Origin of the sequence: Marinomonas sp. 5E14-1 (genome assembly GCF_039939215.1) — a bacterium.
GTDB lineage: Bacteria > Pseudomonadota > Gammaproteobacteria > Pseudomonadales > Marinomonadaceae > Marinomonas.
Genome location: NZ_JBDXMW010000014.1, coordinates 51,932 through 68,379 on the forward strand (window position 1 = coordinate 51,932; position 16,448 = coordinate 68,379).

The 16,448-nt window shown below is 38.5% G+C and carries 11 protein-coding genes and 1 pseudogene; 8 read left to right on the forward strand and 4 right to left on the reverse strand.

The features are described from left to right. Positions 1 to 89 precede the first annotated feature (89 nt). Positions 90 to 1,937: a dihydroxy-acid dehydratase gene (gene ilvD / locus ABFY09_RS12790; protein ID WP_347984704.1), complete on the reverse strand. Its 1,848-nt coding sequence runs from the start codon at positions 1,935 to 1,937 to the stop codon at positions 90 to 92. A 149-nt stretch (positions 1,938 to 2,086) separates the two neighbouring features. On the opposite strand from ilvD, the gene ABFY09_RS12795 reads away from it, so the two are divergent. Then, positions 2,087 to 3,307 carry an HDOD domain-containing protein gene (locus ABFY09_RS12795; RefSeq protein WP_347984705.1) on the forward strand — a complete coding sequence of 407 codons (1,221 nt, stop codon included), beginning with the start codon at positions 2,087 to 2,089 and terminating at the stop codon, positions 3,305 to 3,307. A gap of 484 nt (positions 3,308 to 3,791) precedes the next feature. Here ABFY09_RS12795 and fdxA read toward each other — a convergent pair whose 3' ends face one another. Both fdxA and mutS read right to left on the reverse strand, forming a co-directional pair. Further along, positions 3,792 to 4,115, reverse strand: coding sequence for a ferredoxin FdxA (gene fdxA / locus ABFY09_RS12800; protein WP_347984706.1), 324 nt, complete (start codon positions 4,113 to 4,115; stop codon positions 3,792 to 3,794). Positions 4,116 to 4,268: 153 nt separating this feature from the next. Continuing rightward, positions 4,269 to 6,866 (reverse strand): DNA mismatch repair protein MutS, encoded by a 2,598-nt coding sequence (mutS, locus tag ABFY09_RS12805; protein WP_347984707.1) that lies wholly within the window; start codon positions 6,864 to 6,866, stop codon positions 4,269 to 4,271. Between the two features lie 79 nt (positions 6,867 to 6,945). On the opposite strand from mutS, the gene ABFY09_RS12810 reads away from it, so the two are divergent. The 7 genes and pseudogenes from ABFY09_RS12810 (at position 6,946) to ABFY09_RS12840 (ending at position 16,025) form a co-directional block, all read left to right on the forward strand. After that, entirely contained in the window at positions 6,946 to 7,440 is a 495-nt protein-coding gene (locus ABFY09_RS12810) for a CinA family protein (RefSeq protein ID WP_347984708.1), read from the forward strand. A 95-nt stretch (positions 7,441 to 7,535) separates the two neighbouring features. After that, positions 7,536 to 8,159, forward strand: a pseudogene (recA, locus tag ABFY09_RS12815) (recombinase RecA); the annotation flags it as partial. A 139-nt stretch (positions 8,160 to 8,298) separates the two neighbouring features. Continuing rightward, positions 8,299 to 9,360 (forward strand): recombinase RecA, encoded by a 1,062-nt coding sequence (gene recA / locus ABFY09_RS12820; RefSeq protein WP_347984709.1) that lies wholly within the window; start codon positions 8,299 to 8,301, stop codon positions 9,358 to 9,360. A 412-nt stretch (positions 9,361 to 9,772) separates the two neighbouring features. Further along, positions 9,773 to 11,878, forward strand: coding sequence for a hypothetical protein (locus ABFY09_RS12825; RefSeq protein ID WP_347984710.1), 2,106 nt, complete (start codon positions 9,773 to 9,775; stop codon positions 11,876 to 11,878). A gap of 5 nt (positions 11,879 to 11,883) precedes the next feature. Continuing rightward, positions 11,884 to 14,196, forward strand: coding sequence for a hypothetical protein (locus tag ABFY09_RS12830; RefSeq protein WP_347984711.1), 2,313 nt, complete (start codon positions 11,884 to 11,886; stop codon positions 14,194 to 14,196). Continuing rightward, positions 14,193 to 14,723 (forward strand): hypothetical protein, encoded by a 531-nt coding sequence (locus ABFY09_RS12835; protein ID WP_347984712.1) that lies wholly within the window; start codon positions 14,193 to 14,195, stop codon positions 14,721 to 14,723. Before ABFY09_RS12830 ends, ABFY09_RS12835 begins: the two co-directional genes overlap by 4 nt. Beyond that, positions 14,724 to 16,025 (forward strand): hypothetical protein, encoded by a 1,302-nt coding sequence (locus ABFY09_RS12840; protein ID WP_347984713.1) that lies wholly within the window; start codon positions 14,724 to 14,726, stop codon positions 16,023 to 16,025. A 112-nt stretch (positions 16,026 to 16,137) separates the two neighbouring features. On the opposite strand, the gene ABFY09_RS12845 is transcribed toward ABFY09_RS12840, so the two are convergent. Next, the gene (locus tag ABFY09_RS12845) at positions 16,138 to 16,368 is read right to left on the reverse strand and encodes a hypothetical protein (RefSeq protein WP_347984714.1); all 231 of its coding nucleotides are present in this window, start codon (positions 16,366 to 16,368) and stop codon (positions 16,138 to 16,140) included. Positions 16,369 to 16,448 lie beyond the last annotated feature (80 nt).

Here is a 16,448-nt window from a genome sequence, read left to right on the forward strand (position 1 = left end):
TTTAAATAATGAAAAAAACATGGCTATGAAACGAAGGGTTTCATAGCCATTTTGAGGTGCTATTACGTTTTTGTACTGACTAAATGAGCTTAATCTTCTAACAAGTCCAAGTTACGTACTGCGCCTTTGTCAGCGCTGGTTGCAAAGTGGGCATAAACTTTTAGTGCTGGTGTGACTTTTCTTGGCCGTACCTCAACTGGTTTCCATGCCGCTTTGCCTTTGGCGTTCATTATTGCTCGACGAGCATCAAGCTCCTCGTCTGAAAGCAACACATTGATAGTACGATTTGGAATGTCGATACGAATAATGTCACCGTTCTCAACAAGACCAATAGCACCACCAGAAGCCGCTTCTGGAGAAACGTGTCCAATGGATAGACCTGATGTACCGCCTGAAAAACGACCATCTGTTAGTAAGGCACAAGCTTTGCCTAGACCTTTTGATTTGATGTAAGAGGTTGGGTAAAGCATTTCCTGCATACCTGGGCCGCCTTTCGGTCCTTCGTAACGCACAATGACCACTTCACCCGCTTTTACTTTATCGTCTAAGATGTTTTTAACCGCTTCATCCTGAGATTCAGTAATGTGGGCAGGACCTTCAAATACAAGGCAAGACTCATCAACACCAGCACTTTTTACAACACAACCGTCTAGAGCGATGTTTCCGTAAAGAATAGCCAGACCGCCTTCTTTAGAGAACGCATGTTCGATAGAGCGGATACAACCATTTTCGCGGTCGCCGTCTAATGTTGGCCAGCGAGTCGCTTGACTGAATGCTGTTTGTGTTGGAATGCCAGCAGGGCCTGCTTTGTAGAATTCCATAATTTCAGGCGTCGGTGTACGCATTATGTCCCACTTCTCTAGCGCTTTTTCCATTGTTTTGGAATGTACAGTGTGAACTTGATTATGCAGTAAACCTGCGCGGTCTATTTCACCTAACAAACCAAAAATCCCACCTGCTCTGTGAACATCTTCAATGTGATACAGCGGAGAGTTCGGGGCTACTTTACAAAATTGAGGGACACTTCGAGACAATCGGTCGATGTCTTTCATAGTGAAATCAACGCCAGCTTCATTTGCCAAAGCAAGCAAGTGAAGAATGGTGTTAGAAGAACCACCCATCGCAATATCAAGGGTCATTGCATTTTCAAAAGCTTGGAAGGAAGCAATAGATCTTGGTGCCCAATGACTTTCATCTTTCTCATAGAAACGACGAGTGATGTCTACGATTCTATGACCTGCTTCTTCAAATAAACGACGACGATCCGCGTGAGTTGCCAATGTAGTGCCGTTGCCAGGCAAACTTAAACCTAGGGCTTCAGTCAAACAATTCATGGAGTTCGCAGTGAACATACCAGAGCAAGAACCACAAGTAGGGCAAGCAGAACGCTCGTATTCAGCAACCTTTTCATCACTCGCTTCTGAATCAACGGCAATAACCATGGCATCGACTAGGTCAAGTTTGTGTTCTGAAAGTTTAGTTTTGCCCGCTTCCATTGGGCCGCCAGATACGAAAATAACTGGGATATTAAGGCGCATCGCAGCCATTAACATTCCAGGTGTGATTTTGTCACAGTTGGATATACAAACTAACGCGTCTGCACAATGGGCATTTACCATGTATTCAACAGAATCAGCGATCAAATCTCGTGATGGCAAGCTATAAAGCATGCCGTCGTGCCCCATTGCAATACCGTCATCAACAGCGATAGTATTAAACTCTTTAGCAACACCGCCGGCTTTTTCAATTTCGCGAGCAACAAGCTGCCCCATGTCTTTTAGATGAACGTGGCCCGGAACGAATTGAGTAAAAGAGTTAGCGACGGCAATGATTGGCTTTTGAAAATCATCATCCTTCATTCCTGTTGCGCGCCATAAGGCACGAGCACCCGCCATATTACGGCCTGAGGTGGTTGTTTTGGAACGATATACTGGCATTGTTTTTCCCCACAGATTTATGCTTTTATTTTTTCTATATATAGCTGCTTATATTAGCAAGTTTATTGGCTGCGCCCAATGGCAATTTTAAGGTAATATTGAGACACTATATAAATACGAAACTAGTGCCTCAATCCTGGATAAAAAAGATGACGGAAAATAAAGTATCAGCCCATTTCAGTGTTTCATTAGCTAGGCAGCCGATTATCGACAGTCGTCTTGCTGTTATGGGCTATGAGTTGCTGTATAGGAAAAGTGCAGACGCAATTGAGGCAGATGTTTTCGATGAGGTGGGAGCAACGGCACAAGTGCTTTCCACTAGCCTTTTAGAATTGGGTATGGAAAACATTGTTGGTTCCAATAAGGCGTTTATTAACTACCCAAGAGCCTATCTTCTGAACTCAAAAAGCATGCCTGTTAACAAGGATAATGTGGTTATTGAGGTGCTTGAGAACGCTGGCTACGACGCTATTTTGTTGTCCTCGTTACGACGTTGGGTGAAGGCAGGCTGTTCGATTGCTTTGGATGACTTTGTTTTTGAAAGTAAATTGACGCCTTTCGTTGAGTTGGCTGAGTACGTGAAGTTGGATCTTCTGACTTTAGGCCATGATAGTTTTCATGAGCAAGTAGCGGCTTTACGAGGTTTTGACCTTAAGATCATCGCTGAGAAAGTAGAAACTTGGGAAGATTATCAATTTTGCCGACTCTTAGGCGTTGAATATTTTCAAGGCTACTTCTTTGAAAAGCCTGAAGTCATTTCTAGTAAAGCGTCAAAAGTTAACAGCATGACACTGTTGCAGCTGATGTCCTCATTACTGAATGCTACAGACATGAGTATTGAGGAAGTGGAGCGCATTATTAGTCAAGATGCTGGTCTGGTTCATAAACTATTACGCTATTTGAATTCTCCTATAACAGGCCTTGTCGCTTCGGTTGACTCTGTGCGATTGGCTATCATGTTGGTTGGTATTGAGCACCTTAAGTCTCTGACAAATATCTTGCTAATGTCTGAAATGATCAGTGACAAATATGTTTTGTTAGAAAATATTATGGTCAGAGCAAAACACGCTGAGTTACTTGCTGGAGCGCGAGGCTATGATAATCAAGATAAATACTTCTTAGCAGGCATGTTGTCTATGATGGATGTTTGTACTGGGATGAAACTAGAAGTGGTACTTGGAGAATTACCTTTGCCTGCAGAGTTTATTAATGCGATTGTGCACCGCTCTGGAAGAGTTGGAAACACTTTAAGTTTGGTAGAGAGTTATAGTAATGGTCTTGTCATTAATGACGCCAAAGATCTCGAAGATTTAAAGTCCACCTACCTAGATGCAATCAAATGGACTGATGAGTTTATTTCTGTGATATAGATGAAAGCTTGGAATGGCCCGATTTGGCTACTGCATTTCCTGTTATCTTGTCATCCTTTTCTTACATTCCTGTCAGTGTTTGCTGTTTGTTTTGTAGATAACTGTTACTTTTATTGTATTTTATTTTTAAGGTGTTGATTTAATAAGGAAAAATATTTTTTTGGTCTTTTGTGTGTTTTTGAAAATAAATCCAAAGTTGATAAATTATCTATACCCAAACGACATTCATGGATGTAGATCGGATGAAAATTAATACAACGCCACAGACGGTGTGATGGATTGAACTGGGATGTTTATGAGTAAAGGATTGCTTGAATGGACGACGTAGTTGAATGGATCAGACTATGGTATTAAAAAGGTTTGGGTGCTTAATTATTAAGCCAACAGTGAAGTTCACTCATAGGAAGAGTAGTTTAAAGGGAAGTAAACAAAAAAGGGCGACTTTGAAGTCGCCCTTTTTTGTGGGATTTTTCTAAGAACTAGCTTAGCGCTCTAGGTGTTCTAGCTTGTCTTCGACGCCGTCCCATTCGGTTGCATCAGAAAGGGCGTCTTTCTTTTCAGAAATGTTTGGCCAAATTAAAGCAAGGTCTCTGTTTAGTTCAACAAAGACTTCTTGCTCTTCAGGTAATTCGTCTTCAGAAAAAATGGCATTGGCAGGGCATTCTGGTTCACACAATGCGCAGTCAATGCATTCATCAGGGTTGATGGCCAAAAAGTTCGGGCCTTCGTAAAAGCAGTCAACTGGGCAAACTTCGACACAGTCTGTGTATTTGCAGCGAATACAGTTATCGGTAACGATGAAAGCCATTTGACTTCTCCTTACAAGCTATAAAAATAATTGCGCACTATTTTAGATGTATAGGCTATTTCGCGGCAAGTGACAATCGCGAATCCCCTACATTTATCTGATATTAGCTTATATCCATCATGGATCTAGGTGCTTGACTGAGACTCGCTCTTCTTAAAGCTGAGATTTTAGTCGATAAAGGGCGTTCATCGCTTCTAATGGTGTCATATTGTCTAAATCTAATTCTTCTATGCTGCTCTTTAATTTGTCTTGCTCTGTGAAGGCAAATAAGTCTGTTTGCTGAGGTTGATATGGAATAGGTTTTGAAGTGAACGTCTTTTCTTGTTCTGCGACACCCGTTATCACTTCCAATTCTTTTAGCTTTTGTTTTGCGTGACCAATCACGTCTCGTGGGACGCCAGCCAGCTGAGCCACCTGAAGTCCATAAGATTGGCTTGCAGGGCCTTCATGAACCTTATGCATAAACACAATTTCATCTTCGTATTCGGTCGCGGTTAGATGAACATTAGCTGCGTTATCTAATTGGTCGGCTAACGCCGTTAGCTCAAAGTAATGAGTTGCAAAAAGCACGTAGCATTTTAATTCTTTCGCTAAATAATCCACAGCCGCCCAAGCCAAAGATAAACCATCAAAGGTGCTTGTACCTCGTCCTACTTCATCCATTAAAACTAAACTGTTTTTGGTCGCATTATTTAAAATATTTGCGGTTTCTGTCATTTCGACCATAAAGGTCGAGCGACCACCGGCGAGATCATCTGAAGACCCCATGCGCGTAAAAATGCGGTCCACTACTGAAATCGATGCGGCTTCAGCGGGTACAAAGCAGCCGGTATGAGCTAACAGCGTGATCAAAGCTATTTGGCGCATATAGGTGGATTTACCGCCCATGTTTGGACCTGTGATCATCAATAATGAGCGTTTGTCGTCTAGTTGAAGATCGTTAGGGACAAATGGTTCTGAAATTACGGATTCGACAACTGGATGACGTCCACCTGATATCTCAATTCCGCCTTTGTTATGGAGTTCAGGGCAAGCGAAATTCAATGTGTCAGCTCGTTCTGCGAAGTTATGTAGAACGTCTAATTGAGCGAGGGCTTGGCTGGTGGTTTGCAGTTCGCCCAAAATTTCATTAAGTTTATCTAACAGTGCTTCATAGAGTTCTTTTTCTCGCGCAAGGGATTTTGATTTTGCACTTAACGCCTTGTCTTCGAAAGCTTTTAGTTCAGGTGTGATGAAGCGCTCAGCATTTTTTAATGTTTGACGGCGAATATATTCAACCGGCGCTTGCTCCGAATGTAGTCGGCTTATCTCGATGTAGTAACCATGAACTCGGTTAAATCCGACTTTTAATGAGCTAATGCCTGTGCGCTCTTTTTCACTGCGTTCCATTTCCGCTAGGAAGTCAGATGCGTTAGTAGAAAGCGAGAAAAGCTCATCTAATTCTTCATCGTATCCTTCTGCAAAAATACCACCGTCACGAACAACCGAAGGTGGGTTTTCAACTAAGGCTTTCGTTAAAGTGCAGGTGATTTCTGGTTGCGCAAGAATACGTTGATTAAGCTCAATAAGGCGAACTGAGGTTGCATTCTCTAACAAGCTGTTTATTTCTGGAGTCGCTTCTAAAGCGAATCTCAAACGCAGCAAATCTCTTGGTCGAGCAGAGCGCAATGCGACTCTGGAGAGGATTCGTTCTAAGTCACCAACCTTTTTTAATGACGCTTGGAAAGCGTAATAAGCTTGATGGTTTTTCAGTTCTGCAATCACCTTTTGTCGAGCCTGGATTTCTTTGACATCTCTAATAGGAGTATGTAACCAGCGCTTTAATAAACGACTTCCCATTGGCGTTGCACACTCATCCAGCACTTCGGCAAGAGTGTTACTTGTACCACCCGTTAAATTGGTATCAATCTCTAAGTTGCGACGTGTTGCGCCATCGATGAGTACAGAATCATCTTTGTGTTCAACCATAATGGATTGAATGTGAGGTAAGGCTGAACGTTGGGTGTCTTTTGCGTATTGAAGCAGTGCACCTGCTGACGCGATCGCGGCGGTCAATACTTCACAGCCAAAGCCAGATAAATCTTTAGTGTTAAATTGTTGAATTAATTGACGGTAGCTGGACTCATAATCAAAATGCCAAGGGCCAAGCTCAGAAACACCTTTTTCTAGTTTTACTAGGTCACGAGCAGGGAAGTCTTCAGATATTAAGATTTCCATAGGGGCTAATCGTTGTAATTCACTCGAAAGCGCTTCGTGTCCGTCGACCTCAAATAAACAGAATCGGCCACTTGCCATGTCGAGGTATGAGAAGCCAAAAACGTCTAAACCTTTTCTAGATTGATGTGCGAGAGACAGTAAGAGGTTTTCTCGTTTTTCCTCTAAAAAGGCCTCATCACTGATGGTGCCGGGTGTCACAATTCGAGCGATTTTTCGCTCCACTGGACCTTTGCTTGTGGCTGGATCACCTGTTTGCTCGGCAACGACAACAGATTCTCCCATACGAACTAAACGGGCGATGTAGTTTTCGGCAGCATGAAAAGGAATGCCCGCCATTGGAATAGGCTGGCCGCCAGAATGTCCGCGAGCCGTTAGTGTAATATCAAGCAATTGAGAAGCGCGTTTCGCGTCATCGTAGAAGAGTTCGTAAAAGTCACCCATCCGATAAAATAGCAGCTGATTTGGATGCTCAGATTTAAGCCCAAAATATTGGCGCATCATAGGAGTGTGATTATCTGCTGTTGTTTTGCTCATTTGAGTGTGCTCGATTGTGATCTAAAAAATAGAGCGTTATTCTACGGGATATTCATTCAGTATTTAAGAGATAAGGCCAATGAATCAAATGCAAAATATGACTCAGGCGGCGCAGAGACTTAGCGAGCTGCTGCAGCAAAAGGGTTACTTATTAGTAACAGCAGAATCCTGTACTGGTGGCTTAATTGGCGCTATTTGTACTGAGATCGCTGGTAGTTCTGCTTGGTTTTATGGCGGTATCATTAGTTATGCCAATGAAGCGAAAGTGCAGGGGTTGGCAGTTAAAGAAGACACGTTAGTGAATTTTGGTGCTGTGTCTGAGCAAACTGTACGTGAAATGTGTGCAGGTGCTTTGCATTTAGGTGGAAATGTTTCTGTTGCTGTGAGTGGTGTAGCAGGACCTGCTGGTGGCTCTGTAGAAAAACCAGTTGGTTGTGTATATATAGGTTGGCAAATTGCAGGTCAGGAAGTGAAAGTGGAGCGTCATCAGTTTTCTGGTGATCGACAAGCAATAAGAGAAGCAACTGTTTTGGCGGCGCTTGAAGGTGTGGCTGAAGTCTTAAAAAATGCGTGAAAAAATAATACTGTTTTTATATACAGTATTTCTTGAGCTTATTAAAAAAAAACGATAGAGTTACTCCAACGAAAATTAGCCACAAGGATTTCATTATGTCATCTATCGCAGACAACAAGAAAAAAGCCCTAGACGCAGCGCTTTCTCAGATTGAGCGTCAATTTGGTAAAGGCGCCATCATGAAGATGGGCGAAGGTACTAAACTGGATATAGAAACAGTTTCTACTGGATCGCTAGGTTTGGATATTGCGCTGGGTGCGGGTGGTCTTCCTTATGGCCGAATCTGTGAGATTTACGGGCCTGAGTCTTCCGGTAAAACAACACTAACATTGAGTGTTATTGCTGAAGCGCAAAAGCAAGGTAAAACCTGTGCTTTTATTGATGCTGAGCATGCATTGGATCCGGCTTATGCTGAAAAGCTGGGTGTAAATATTGAAGACCTTTTGATTTCTCAGCCTGACACAGGTGAGCAGGCATTGGAAATCGTTGATATGTTGGTTCGATCAAACAGTGTTGATGTTGTTATTGTTGACTCGGTTGCTGCGCTTGTTCCTAAGTCTGAGATTGAAGGTGAAATGGGTAGCTCATCTGTTGGTGTACAAGCGCGTTTATTATCACAAGCGATGCGTAAACTAACAGGCTCTATTAAAAATGCTAACTGTCTTGTGGTCTTCATCAACCAAATTCGTATGAAAATTGGTGTTATGTTCGGTTCGCCATTATGTTCTGTAGAAAAGTTGTATGCGCCGCTAGAGTGCTAGTAGTTTACTGGATTTGATAAATAAGTAAGCGGTGCATACAAGTTTTTTATAGAATTTCAATTTAGATAATTGGCATGAATTATAGAAGGTTCTGATAATGGATAAGTCTCTAGAAAATACAAATAGGAAAAAAGCACTCGATAGTGCTTTAGCGCAAATCGAACGTCAATTTGGTAAAGGTTCAGTAATGAAATTAGGGGATGCTCCGATTGAGGCAATCCCTGCTGTTTCTACGGGATCTCTGGGGCTAGATGTCGCATTAGGTGTTGGTGGTTTACCGTATGGCCGTATCTGTGAAATTTATGGGCCTGAGTCATCAGGCAAAACAACACTGACTCTTTCTGTTATTGCTAATGCACAAAAAGAAGGTAAAACATGCGCATTTGTTGATGCTGAGCACGCACTTGACCCAGCTTATGCAGAAAAGCTTGGTATCAACCTTGATGAACTTATAGTTTCTCAACCTGATACAGGTGAAGAGGCTCTTGAAATCGTCGATATGTTAACTAGGTCTGGTAGTGTGGATGTTATTATTGTCGATTCCGTGGCTGCATTAGTTCCTAAATCAGAAATTGAAGGTGAAATGGGGGCTTCGTCTGTTGGTGTTCAGGCGCGTTTATTATCACAGGCAATGCGTAAGCTCACTGGTTCTGTTAAAAAAACTAATACCCTTCTTGTATTTATCAATCAGATACGAATGAAAATTGGTGTCATGTTTGGGAGCCCTGAAACTACAAGTGGAGGGAACAGCTTAAAGTTCTATAGTTCTGTACGTTTAGATATCCGTAGAATTGGCTCGGTTAAGCAAGGAGATGAAGTTGTAGGTAACGAAACTCGCGTTAAAGTTGTTAAGAATAAAGTTTCTGCACCATTTAAACAGGCTGAATTTCAAATATTATATGGAAAAGGTATTTATCGTAATGGTGAGCTTATTGATATGGGTGTTAAGTTTGGAATTATTGATAAAGCAGGTGCTTGGTACGCTTTTGAAGGTAATAAAATTGGGCAAGGTAAAGCTAATGCTGCTGAATTTTTAGAACAGAATCTTGATGTCTTAAATAAAGTAGAAAAACTCGTATTGGATCAAGCTCTTCCTAAGCCAAAAGCATTAGAGGAAGTTGATGGTGTTAAGGGTGAAAGTGCTAAAATGGATTTGTGATTATTTCATATCTTCCTAAAATATTGTTTGTTTTAAAAAAGCCAGTATAGATTCTATTCTGGCTTTTTTATTGTTTGTTTTATTTTTGAATGAATGTCCATGCTTGATTTAATTGTTGAGTTTTGATGGGTTAAAATATTGGCTTGTTAGTAAATTAAATAATTATTTTCTGCTGAATCAAAAAAATAATTTATTGTTAAATTAAAAGAGTAATTTATTGTTAAATTAAAAGAATAATTTATTGGTAAATTAAAAGAATAATTTATTGGTAAATTAAAAGGATAATTTATTGGTGAATTGAAATGTAGTCTTTATCTAAATTTATCAGTTAGAGGTATTTGTATTTTTCTAGGTTGATTTATATGCTCTGAAGCGTTAATGTTTTATTGAATGATGCTTTTGAGGTTTGTTAGTGTCCAATAATTTCTTTTTAAATATTCACAACACATCAATAAATACAAAGCTTATCAATGAAGTGTTTTCAGTTGATTTTGTTGAGCACGCTTTGGGGGATGATGCATATAATAGATACTTTCAGCTTAGCGTTTCAAGCGTAAGACAAGTAATAAGCGCATATCTGTTATGGGCTGAGTTTGTTGATTTTAGTGATGATTCTGCATCATCTTATTTAAGAGAGTATTGTAATGGCGACACTCCAAACAAATATAATTTCTTAATTCATTTGTATAGGTTAGATCAATATTTACATGTGAAGCATGAAAATTCCATTGGACAGAGAAAGAAAATTCGCAGTGGTTTAAACTCAATTTTTAAAGACTTGTCAAATCAAGGTGTGGTACCTTCCGATTTATATCTAACTTCATCAACAGATAAAGAAAAACAAATATCAAGGCTAAATTCCAGGAGGAAAATAGTAGTTCAAGCCGGATCAGAGGTTGAACTAGATAAAGAAATAACTTCTAAAGTCTCCTGTTTTATTGACTCTATTTCTTTGGGCAATGAAGATCGAAATGAAATTATTGATATAGTTTGTAATTCAATTAAAGAGCTTGTTGTTAGTAATGCGGTTAAATTTCATGACCTTGATAACCTAGTTGAAATTTGGCCTATAGTTGAAGATGCTTTATATTACCGATTAGAACGCATTCGTGATGTTTCTGAGCGAGTTTACAATGAAGAGATTAATAAGCGAGAAGCCGCAATAGAAAAGGCCAGGAATGGGGTTCGATTTAGCCGAATTATTTCTAATTATTTTACTGTCAGTCTAGGTTCTGGAAGAAATATTACTAATCCATATGAAAATGAATTCAATTCATTAAGCAAATATGAGATTGAGTGCGGCTTTCTTGCAGCTTACATAGACCCTGCAAGTCCGTTCTACTTAACTGGTATTCATTTTAAAGTGCCAGGTTATCAGAGGATTAATAAGTATCGTAAGCACAATGATTTAGGGCTGGCTGATGAAATGTCTGCTTCAGATCTAATCGGAGCAAGTACTAAGTTATTAGTATCCGCGCAAGTGATTTTAATCCATGAACTATGCGCTAATTCAGGTGGGGTGCGTAGTCTTAAGAGAAATGATTTGAATAACATTGGTAATGTTTTAGCGTCAATAAGTTGGGATAAAGCCCGTGCTAAAACCCGTTATATAGGGTATGAGAAACTTCAAAGTGTTCATAAAAAAAATAGCGCTAGTGAAGTTTTTAAGAGTGTTAAGAGTATAACAGAGGGTTATGTAAATTGGCCGTATGCTGGAATTAATTTCCGAACTCGTCCGGACGGTACGACTGAACATGAAATGCTTTTTATAAAAGCAAGAGAGAAGAAGATAATTAATGGTTATATGGAAATAAAAGGTTGTGATGACATTTGGTTTAATAACCATACTAAAGCTATTTTATCTGAAGTTGCAGATGGAATTACAGCTACATCTATTCGTTCCTCGATGATTTTACTTGATGCTATTAAAAATGGTGAAACTTCAGCAAGGAATAAAGCTAGGCATGCTTCTAAGTTAGCTATTCGAGGCTATATATATAAGTTAGGTTTCACAGATAAACTAGAGGCAAAGATTAGAAAGTTTCTACATTGGCTTGAGGCGTTAGTAACTCTTGATATAGATGATTACGCAATTAATGCAGGATATGATCAAGTTGATTATAAAATATTACAAGATCGAGTACGTAAAGATGGATTTGGTGGAATTATTTGTAAGGACTCTAATGCTGGATTTCAACCTCTCGGTGATAAAAATGGTTGCGGTCTTTTTTTAAAATGCATCACTTGTGGAAATCGAGAGCCTTATTTTTTTGCCACACAAGAGAATGTATTACAGCTGGTTCTATGGGGAGATGCAATAGAGCAATCGATAGATTCTGGTCGGATTATTAAAGAGTTTGATTGTGCTGATGATTGGTCAATGTGGACAATATTTATTAAGACGGTATATGAGCGTCTAGATAGTGATCCGAGATATAAATCAATGTTAATTGAAGCAATTAGCATTGTTAGAGGAATGAAGGAAAATCCATATTTAACTCTTCTAAGAGGAAATTAAAAACAATGATGAATTTAGCTGTCTTTTATACAGAATATGCTGAAGATCAGAATTACTTTCCTGATGAGTTTGACTGGCTTAAAAGTGATTTCTCTGATGATGATTGGCTCATTCAATTTGGCGGTTCTGGGAAAGTTCACAAAGTTCATTTTGATGTTGTAATTTCTTCTATGGTTAGTCTGAAGGATGACACTTCACTTAAATTAGATTTAAAACGACTAATTGCTTTAGTTGCACAATTTAGTAAATCAAAGCCGCAATTATTCGGACTCTTAGGAAATAGTCGAGGTCGTGGTTATGCATCTGGTTCATCAATTAAAAACTTACTTGGTGATTTATGTCGAATACATAGAACTATTCGCTATCTAGGTTATGATTCATTATCTGAAGTTAAAGCAATACATCTTCCTGAGATCATTAAACTTCTCTCTAAGAAAGAGGTGATAGGGTTAGAGTATCTTGAACGACTATATTCATATGAAAGAGAAGAATTAGAAGCGAATCAAGATCTCTCTTGTATCCCAGTACGTTTAATCAAAAGCAAACGTACTAGATCAAGTGTAGATTGGTCGAAAATTAATTATAAACTGGGCTTTAGTAAAGGGGCTATTAAAACTGACGCAACATTTAAAAATGCAAGAGATAAAATAAATGTTAAAGTAGGTAGTTTATACCCTGAATATAAATGGGAAGAGCCAAAATCTCGAAAAGATAATAATGATACAGAACTACTTTCACAAAAAAGATTTAAAGATGCTGTAACCGCTCTTAAGCTACTTATTGCAGTTAGCTCGATAGAAGGTCTAATGAGTGATGTTTTTGAGTTTAGTCTTGATGATTTTGATGAATCTTACTTTTTAAGATTATTAGCATTATCTCCCTCTTCTATTGAGAGTAGTCGAACTTCTAATATTGAAGTGGATGACTTTTTACGTCTTTTAGACGGCTGTGTTCGTTGGGTTACTCATTATTCAAATGATTTATTTGACCTTGAATCTCAGGTCGACTTAATAAAAGAAAAATATTCAAATATAAAGTCTTCGAATAGGTTGGTTGCTGCTGAAATTAAATCTATCACTCAAAATAGCATTTGGGTGGGTGCTATGGCGTCACCTTTTCCATTAAATGGCATTAATAACGCTAGATCACGTAATTCTAATTCAATTAATAGATTTGAAGAGTCTGAATATTTAGAAATCAAAAAAGCAGTAAAAAGGGGATTAACGGCGGGGAGGATTAAATCTGAGTTATTGCCAAATCATGACCGATATTCAATTCAAAATGCAGTTGGACGAATTAAATATCGTAATGAGCACCTAGATTCTTCTGGTATCGGTCTTGATTACGCTTTATACACCATTCTTCCTCTTTGTTGTAAAGTTATTTTATTAGCGTTTACTGCTGGGAGAGAAGAATCTATTGATTGTCTTGAAGCTGGGTGTATTTCAGAAGATCGACATATGAAATATATTCGAATGTATATACCAAAGACTGGACTCGGATGGCAGAAACTCCCTGCTGTGCAGATTCATCGGTTGGCAGTTGATACATTAGAAAGGCTTTCTGCTAGTTACAGAGAACGAACTGGTGAGTCAACACTATTTAAATTTGATTCATCTCCGTTAGGTATTAAAGGGCGAGGCTTGGATTGGGACTACAACATAACCACACTTGTAAAGTTATGCGATGTTGACAGTGATGGATTTGATACGATTCTTAATGAGCATATGTTTCGCCGTTTCTTTGCCATAATGTATTTCTATCGCTATGAAATTGATTCTGACTTTGAAGCTCTTAGTTACTATCTACGTCATATTTCTTATGAAATGACCTCTGTTTACCTAACAGAAAAGGAAGCAGGACGTATTTTGAAACAGGTTCAAGCAGAAAAGGTACAAAGATATGCACGTAAAGTTGTTAATAATGATCCTGACGTTGGAGGAGGATTTGTAGCAACTTTACGAGAAGAGTTTATAAATCGTCTTGGAGTGATAGATAAGAGTGAAATTAACGATGTGGAGTTGATGTTTGAAGATGAAGAGGATGCTTATTTATTCGACTTCACATCAAATGGTGATATTTGTTTTGGTCGTACTCCACGATTTAAAGATAGGTCTAAATGTAAGGTTACTGATGATGAGGGACTAGATCATCTTGCTCTTTATAAAGCATCAGATAGTCTTTGTGCGGGATGTTCGAATCAACTTTGTGTTTCTCAAATAAAAAACAATATGATTACCCACCAACACGAAAAACTTATTTTTAGTACAACAAGGGTCTTGGATGCGGCTTTTGCCAAACAGAGGATTGATTTATGACTGATGCACTTACCTCAGCTAATAAAGAAAAGTCAATTGCTGCTCAAAAAAGATTAGTCGAGAAAGTTGAGCTTTTAGAGAAAGCGTTTGAACTTCAAATCCAAAACCCTTTGGGTGTACTCTCGAAATGTAAATCTATCACCGCTATCGCTGAGTTTGATGGGCTAGACCTAAAACCGATTAAAAACCGAAAACCCCTTTATGATAATCCTGAAATTAAGGCTAGATATGAAAAATTTGCAGCTAAAATCCAGAGTTATATGCCGTCTGACTCTGAAGAAGTACGTGTTTTAAAAAATATGTTAAATGAATCAAAAAATAAACGTGATCAAGCAGTACTTGCACTAGAAAAACTTGTAGAGTCATTTGTTATTTCTACTGATCGTGAGCGGTCTGCTACTGAAAGTCTTAATTCCGCCTTGGCTAGAATTGATCGCCTTACATTACAAAATAGAAAGTTATTAAAAGAGCGAGATAACCTTAAAAGGTCTCAGTCAAATGTACATTCTGTTACGGTAGTTACTTAATTGTATCAGATTCTTAAGACTCGCTCAGAGTCGACGTTTAGAAAATATAGCAATAATGAAAATAAACCTGCTGTTTTGAGCTGTAGTCGTTCTGTATGGCGCTTTCCGCTTATTGTTAATTTAGAGTTTTCTACAGAATTTCGTGTACATAAAGAGGCTAATGAGTTTTTAAATTATTTAGCTGTTACAGTCAATAATGATCTAACTAGAAAAAAATATATCGTCGATGCTTCTTTATCCGTCTGCATATGGTTGAATTTTATATACTATTTTGACAATACTGAATATTCACAGAGAAGTGAATGGAATGTAAGTTCCTCTGTTCTGATGCGTTTTCGAGTTTATCTTCAATCCATTGGCAATCTAAGTGATTCCCGAGTCGAAGAGTATGTAATGTGGGCTCATCGATTTTATTGGTATTTAGATCATATTCGTTTTGAAGGAGGCTCAGGAATTATTGGGGTTAATAAACCAGAGAAAAAGCAAATGTATCCTATTTATGTTCATCCTGGTAAAGGTACATGGCCCTTTCTAATACCAAATACACCCTCGATTCTGAAAGAAGCAAAACCAGCCAAGACCTTTTGGGATGATTGGTGCTTTGCAATTGAGACTGCCGCTGGTAGTAATAATCCTATTGGAACTAGAGACGCTTTAATGATGGAGTTAATTCAGACCTTCAGTATAAGGCGTGAAGAACTTATAACGATGGAGATAGATGCTTTTAGTGAACGCGCTCCATCTTCATCTGAAATAACGGAAATGCAAATTCAACTATCAAAATCGAAGAATGACAGGAGGAAAGGTACTGTTGGGCGTATCGTAAATGGGCCTAAAGAAGTTTATATAAGGGTCCAGAAATTTATCAAGACGAGTCGAAAACTCTTTATAAAATCAGGTGTTAAAGATAGAGCCGTTTTTTTGTCAAAGCGATCAGGTAAACGATTCATTGGTACATCATTATCAGCGGAGTTACAAAGAAAATATGGTGTATCTCCACAAGATGGGCGGAAAGTTTCTGCCACACAGTTATTTATTAATTATTTAGATCAAGGCTTACAAGAAAAAACTGCAATGTTATTAGTTGCAGAACATCTTGGACATTCAAAAAAAACGGAGGGAAAAACTTTACAAGCATCATACTTGCAAGCAATGGTAATAAGAGATATTAGGAGCTCTAAAAATATTAAAGAACAACTAGATGTAATAAGTAATGAAAATATGGAGCTTCAAATTGAGTTAAAACGTCACAAGGCTGAAATATTATCTCTTGAAAGTCAGTTATCTCAATTTAAAAAATAAAGTAATATATCCAAAAAATATTTTATGAATTTAACCCCGAAGTGCACTACACTTTAAATCACGCTGAGCTTCGTAGTTCATCTAATACGACTGCAGGTTGCCTATTGTAGTATCATCTAATTACTACGTCGCTTAATATTATTTTTAGATTCATAAAGCCTGGTGAGATTCGGTCTATTTTTCCAATAAAGTCTAATGGTTGATTCTTTTTTAGATTTAAAGCTTTTTCTTTATCTAGTAAAAATGAAATTTTACCCGTTTTATAAGCATTATCTAAAATAACGGAAACCTCTAAATCATCAGGTAAAGAGTTTTGATATAATGTTTTGGAATATGCGAACAAGTCCTAGCCATGCGATAATCGCGCTTTAAGTTTTAGAGCCTCAACCATGTCACACCAACTCACTTTTGCCGATAGCGAGT

Excerpts from the sequence above, each read along its gene's own strand:
- ABFY09_RS12830 (WP_347984711.1), top strand. The coding sequence starts at position 11,884 with ATGATGAATTTAGCTGTCTTTTATACAGAATATGCTGAAGATCAGAAT.
- ilvD (WP_347984704.1), bottom strand. The coding sequence starts at position 1,937 with ATGCCAGTATATCGTTCCAAAACAACCACCTCAGGCCGTAATATGGCG.
- ABFY09_RS12795 (WP_347984705.1), top strand. The coding sequence starts at position 2,087 with ATGACGGAAAATAAAGTATCAGCCCATTTCAGTGTTTCATTAGCTAGG.
- mutS (WP_347984707.1), bottom strand. The coding sequence starts at position 6,866 with ATGAGCAAAACAACAGCAGATAATCACACTCCTATGATGCGCCAATAT.
- ABFY09_RS12835 (WP_347984712.1), top strand. The coding sequence starts at position 14,193 with ATGACTGATGCACTTACCTCAGCTAATAAAGAAAAGTCAATTGCTGCT.
- fdxA (WP_347984706.1), bottom strand. The coding sequence starts at position 4,115 with ATGGCTTTCATCGTTACCGATAACTGTATTCGCTGCAAATACACAGAC.
- ABFY09_RS12810 (WP_347984708.1), top strand. The coding sequence starts at position 6,946 with ATGAATCAAATGCAAAATATGACTCAGGCGGCGCAGAGACTTAGCGAG.
- recA (WP_347984709.1), top strand. The coding sequence starts at position 8,299 with ATGGATAAGTCTCTAGAAAATACAAATAGGAAAAAAGCACTCGATAGT.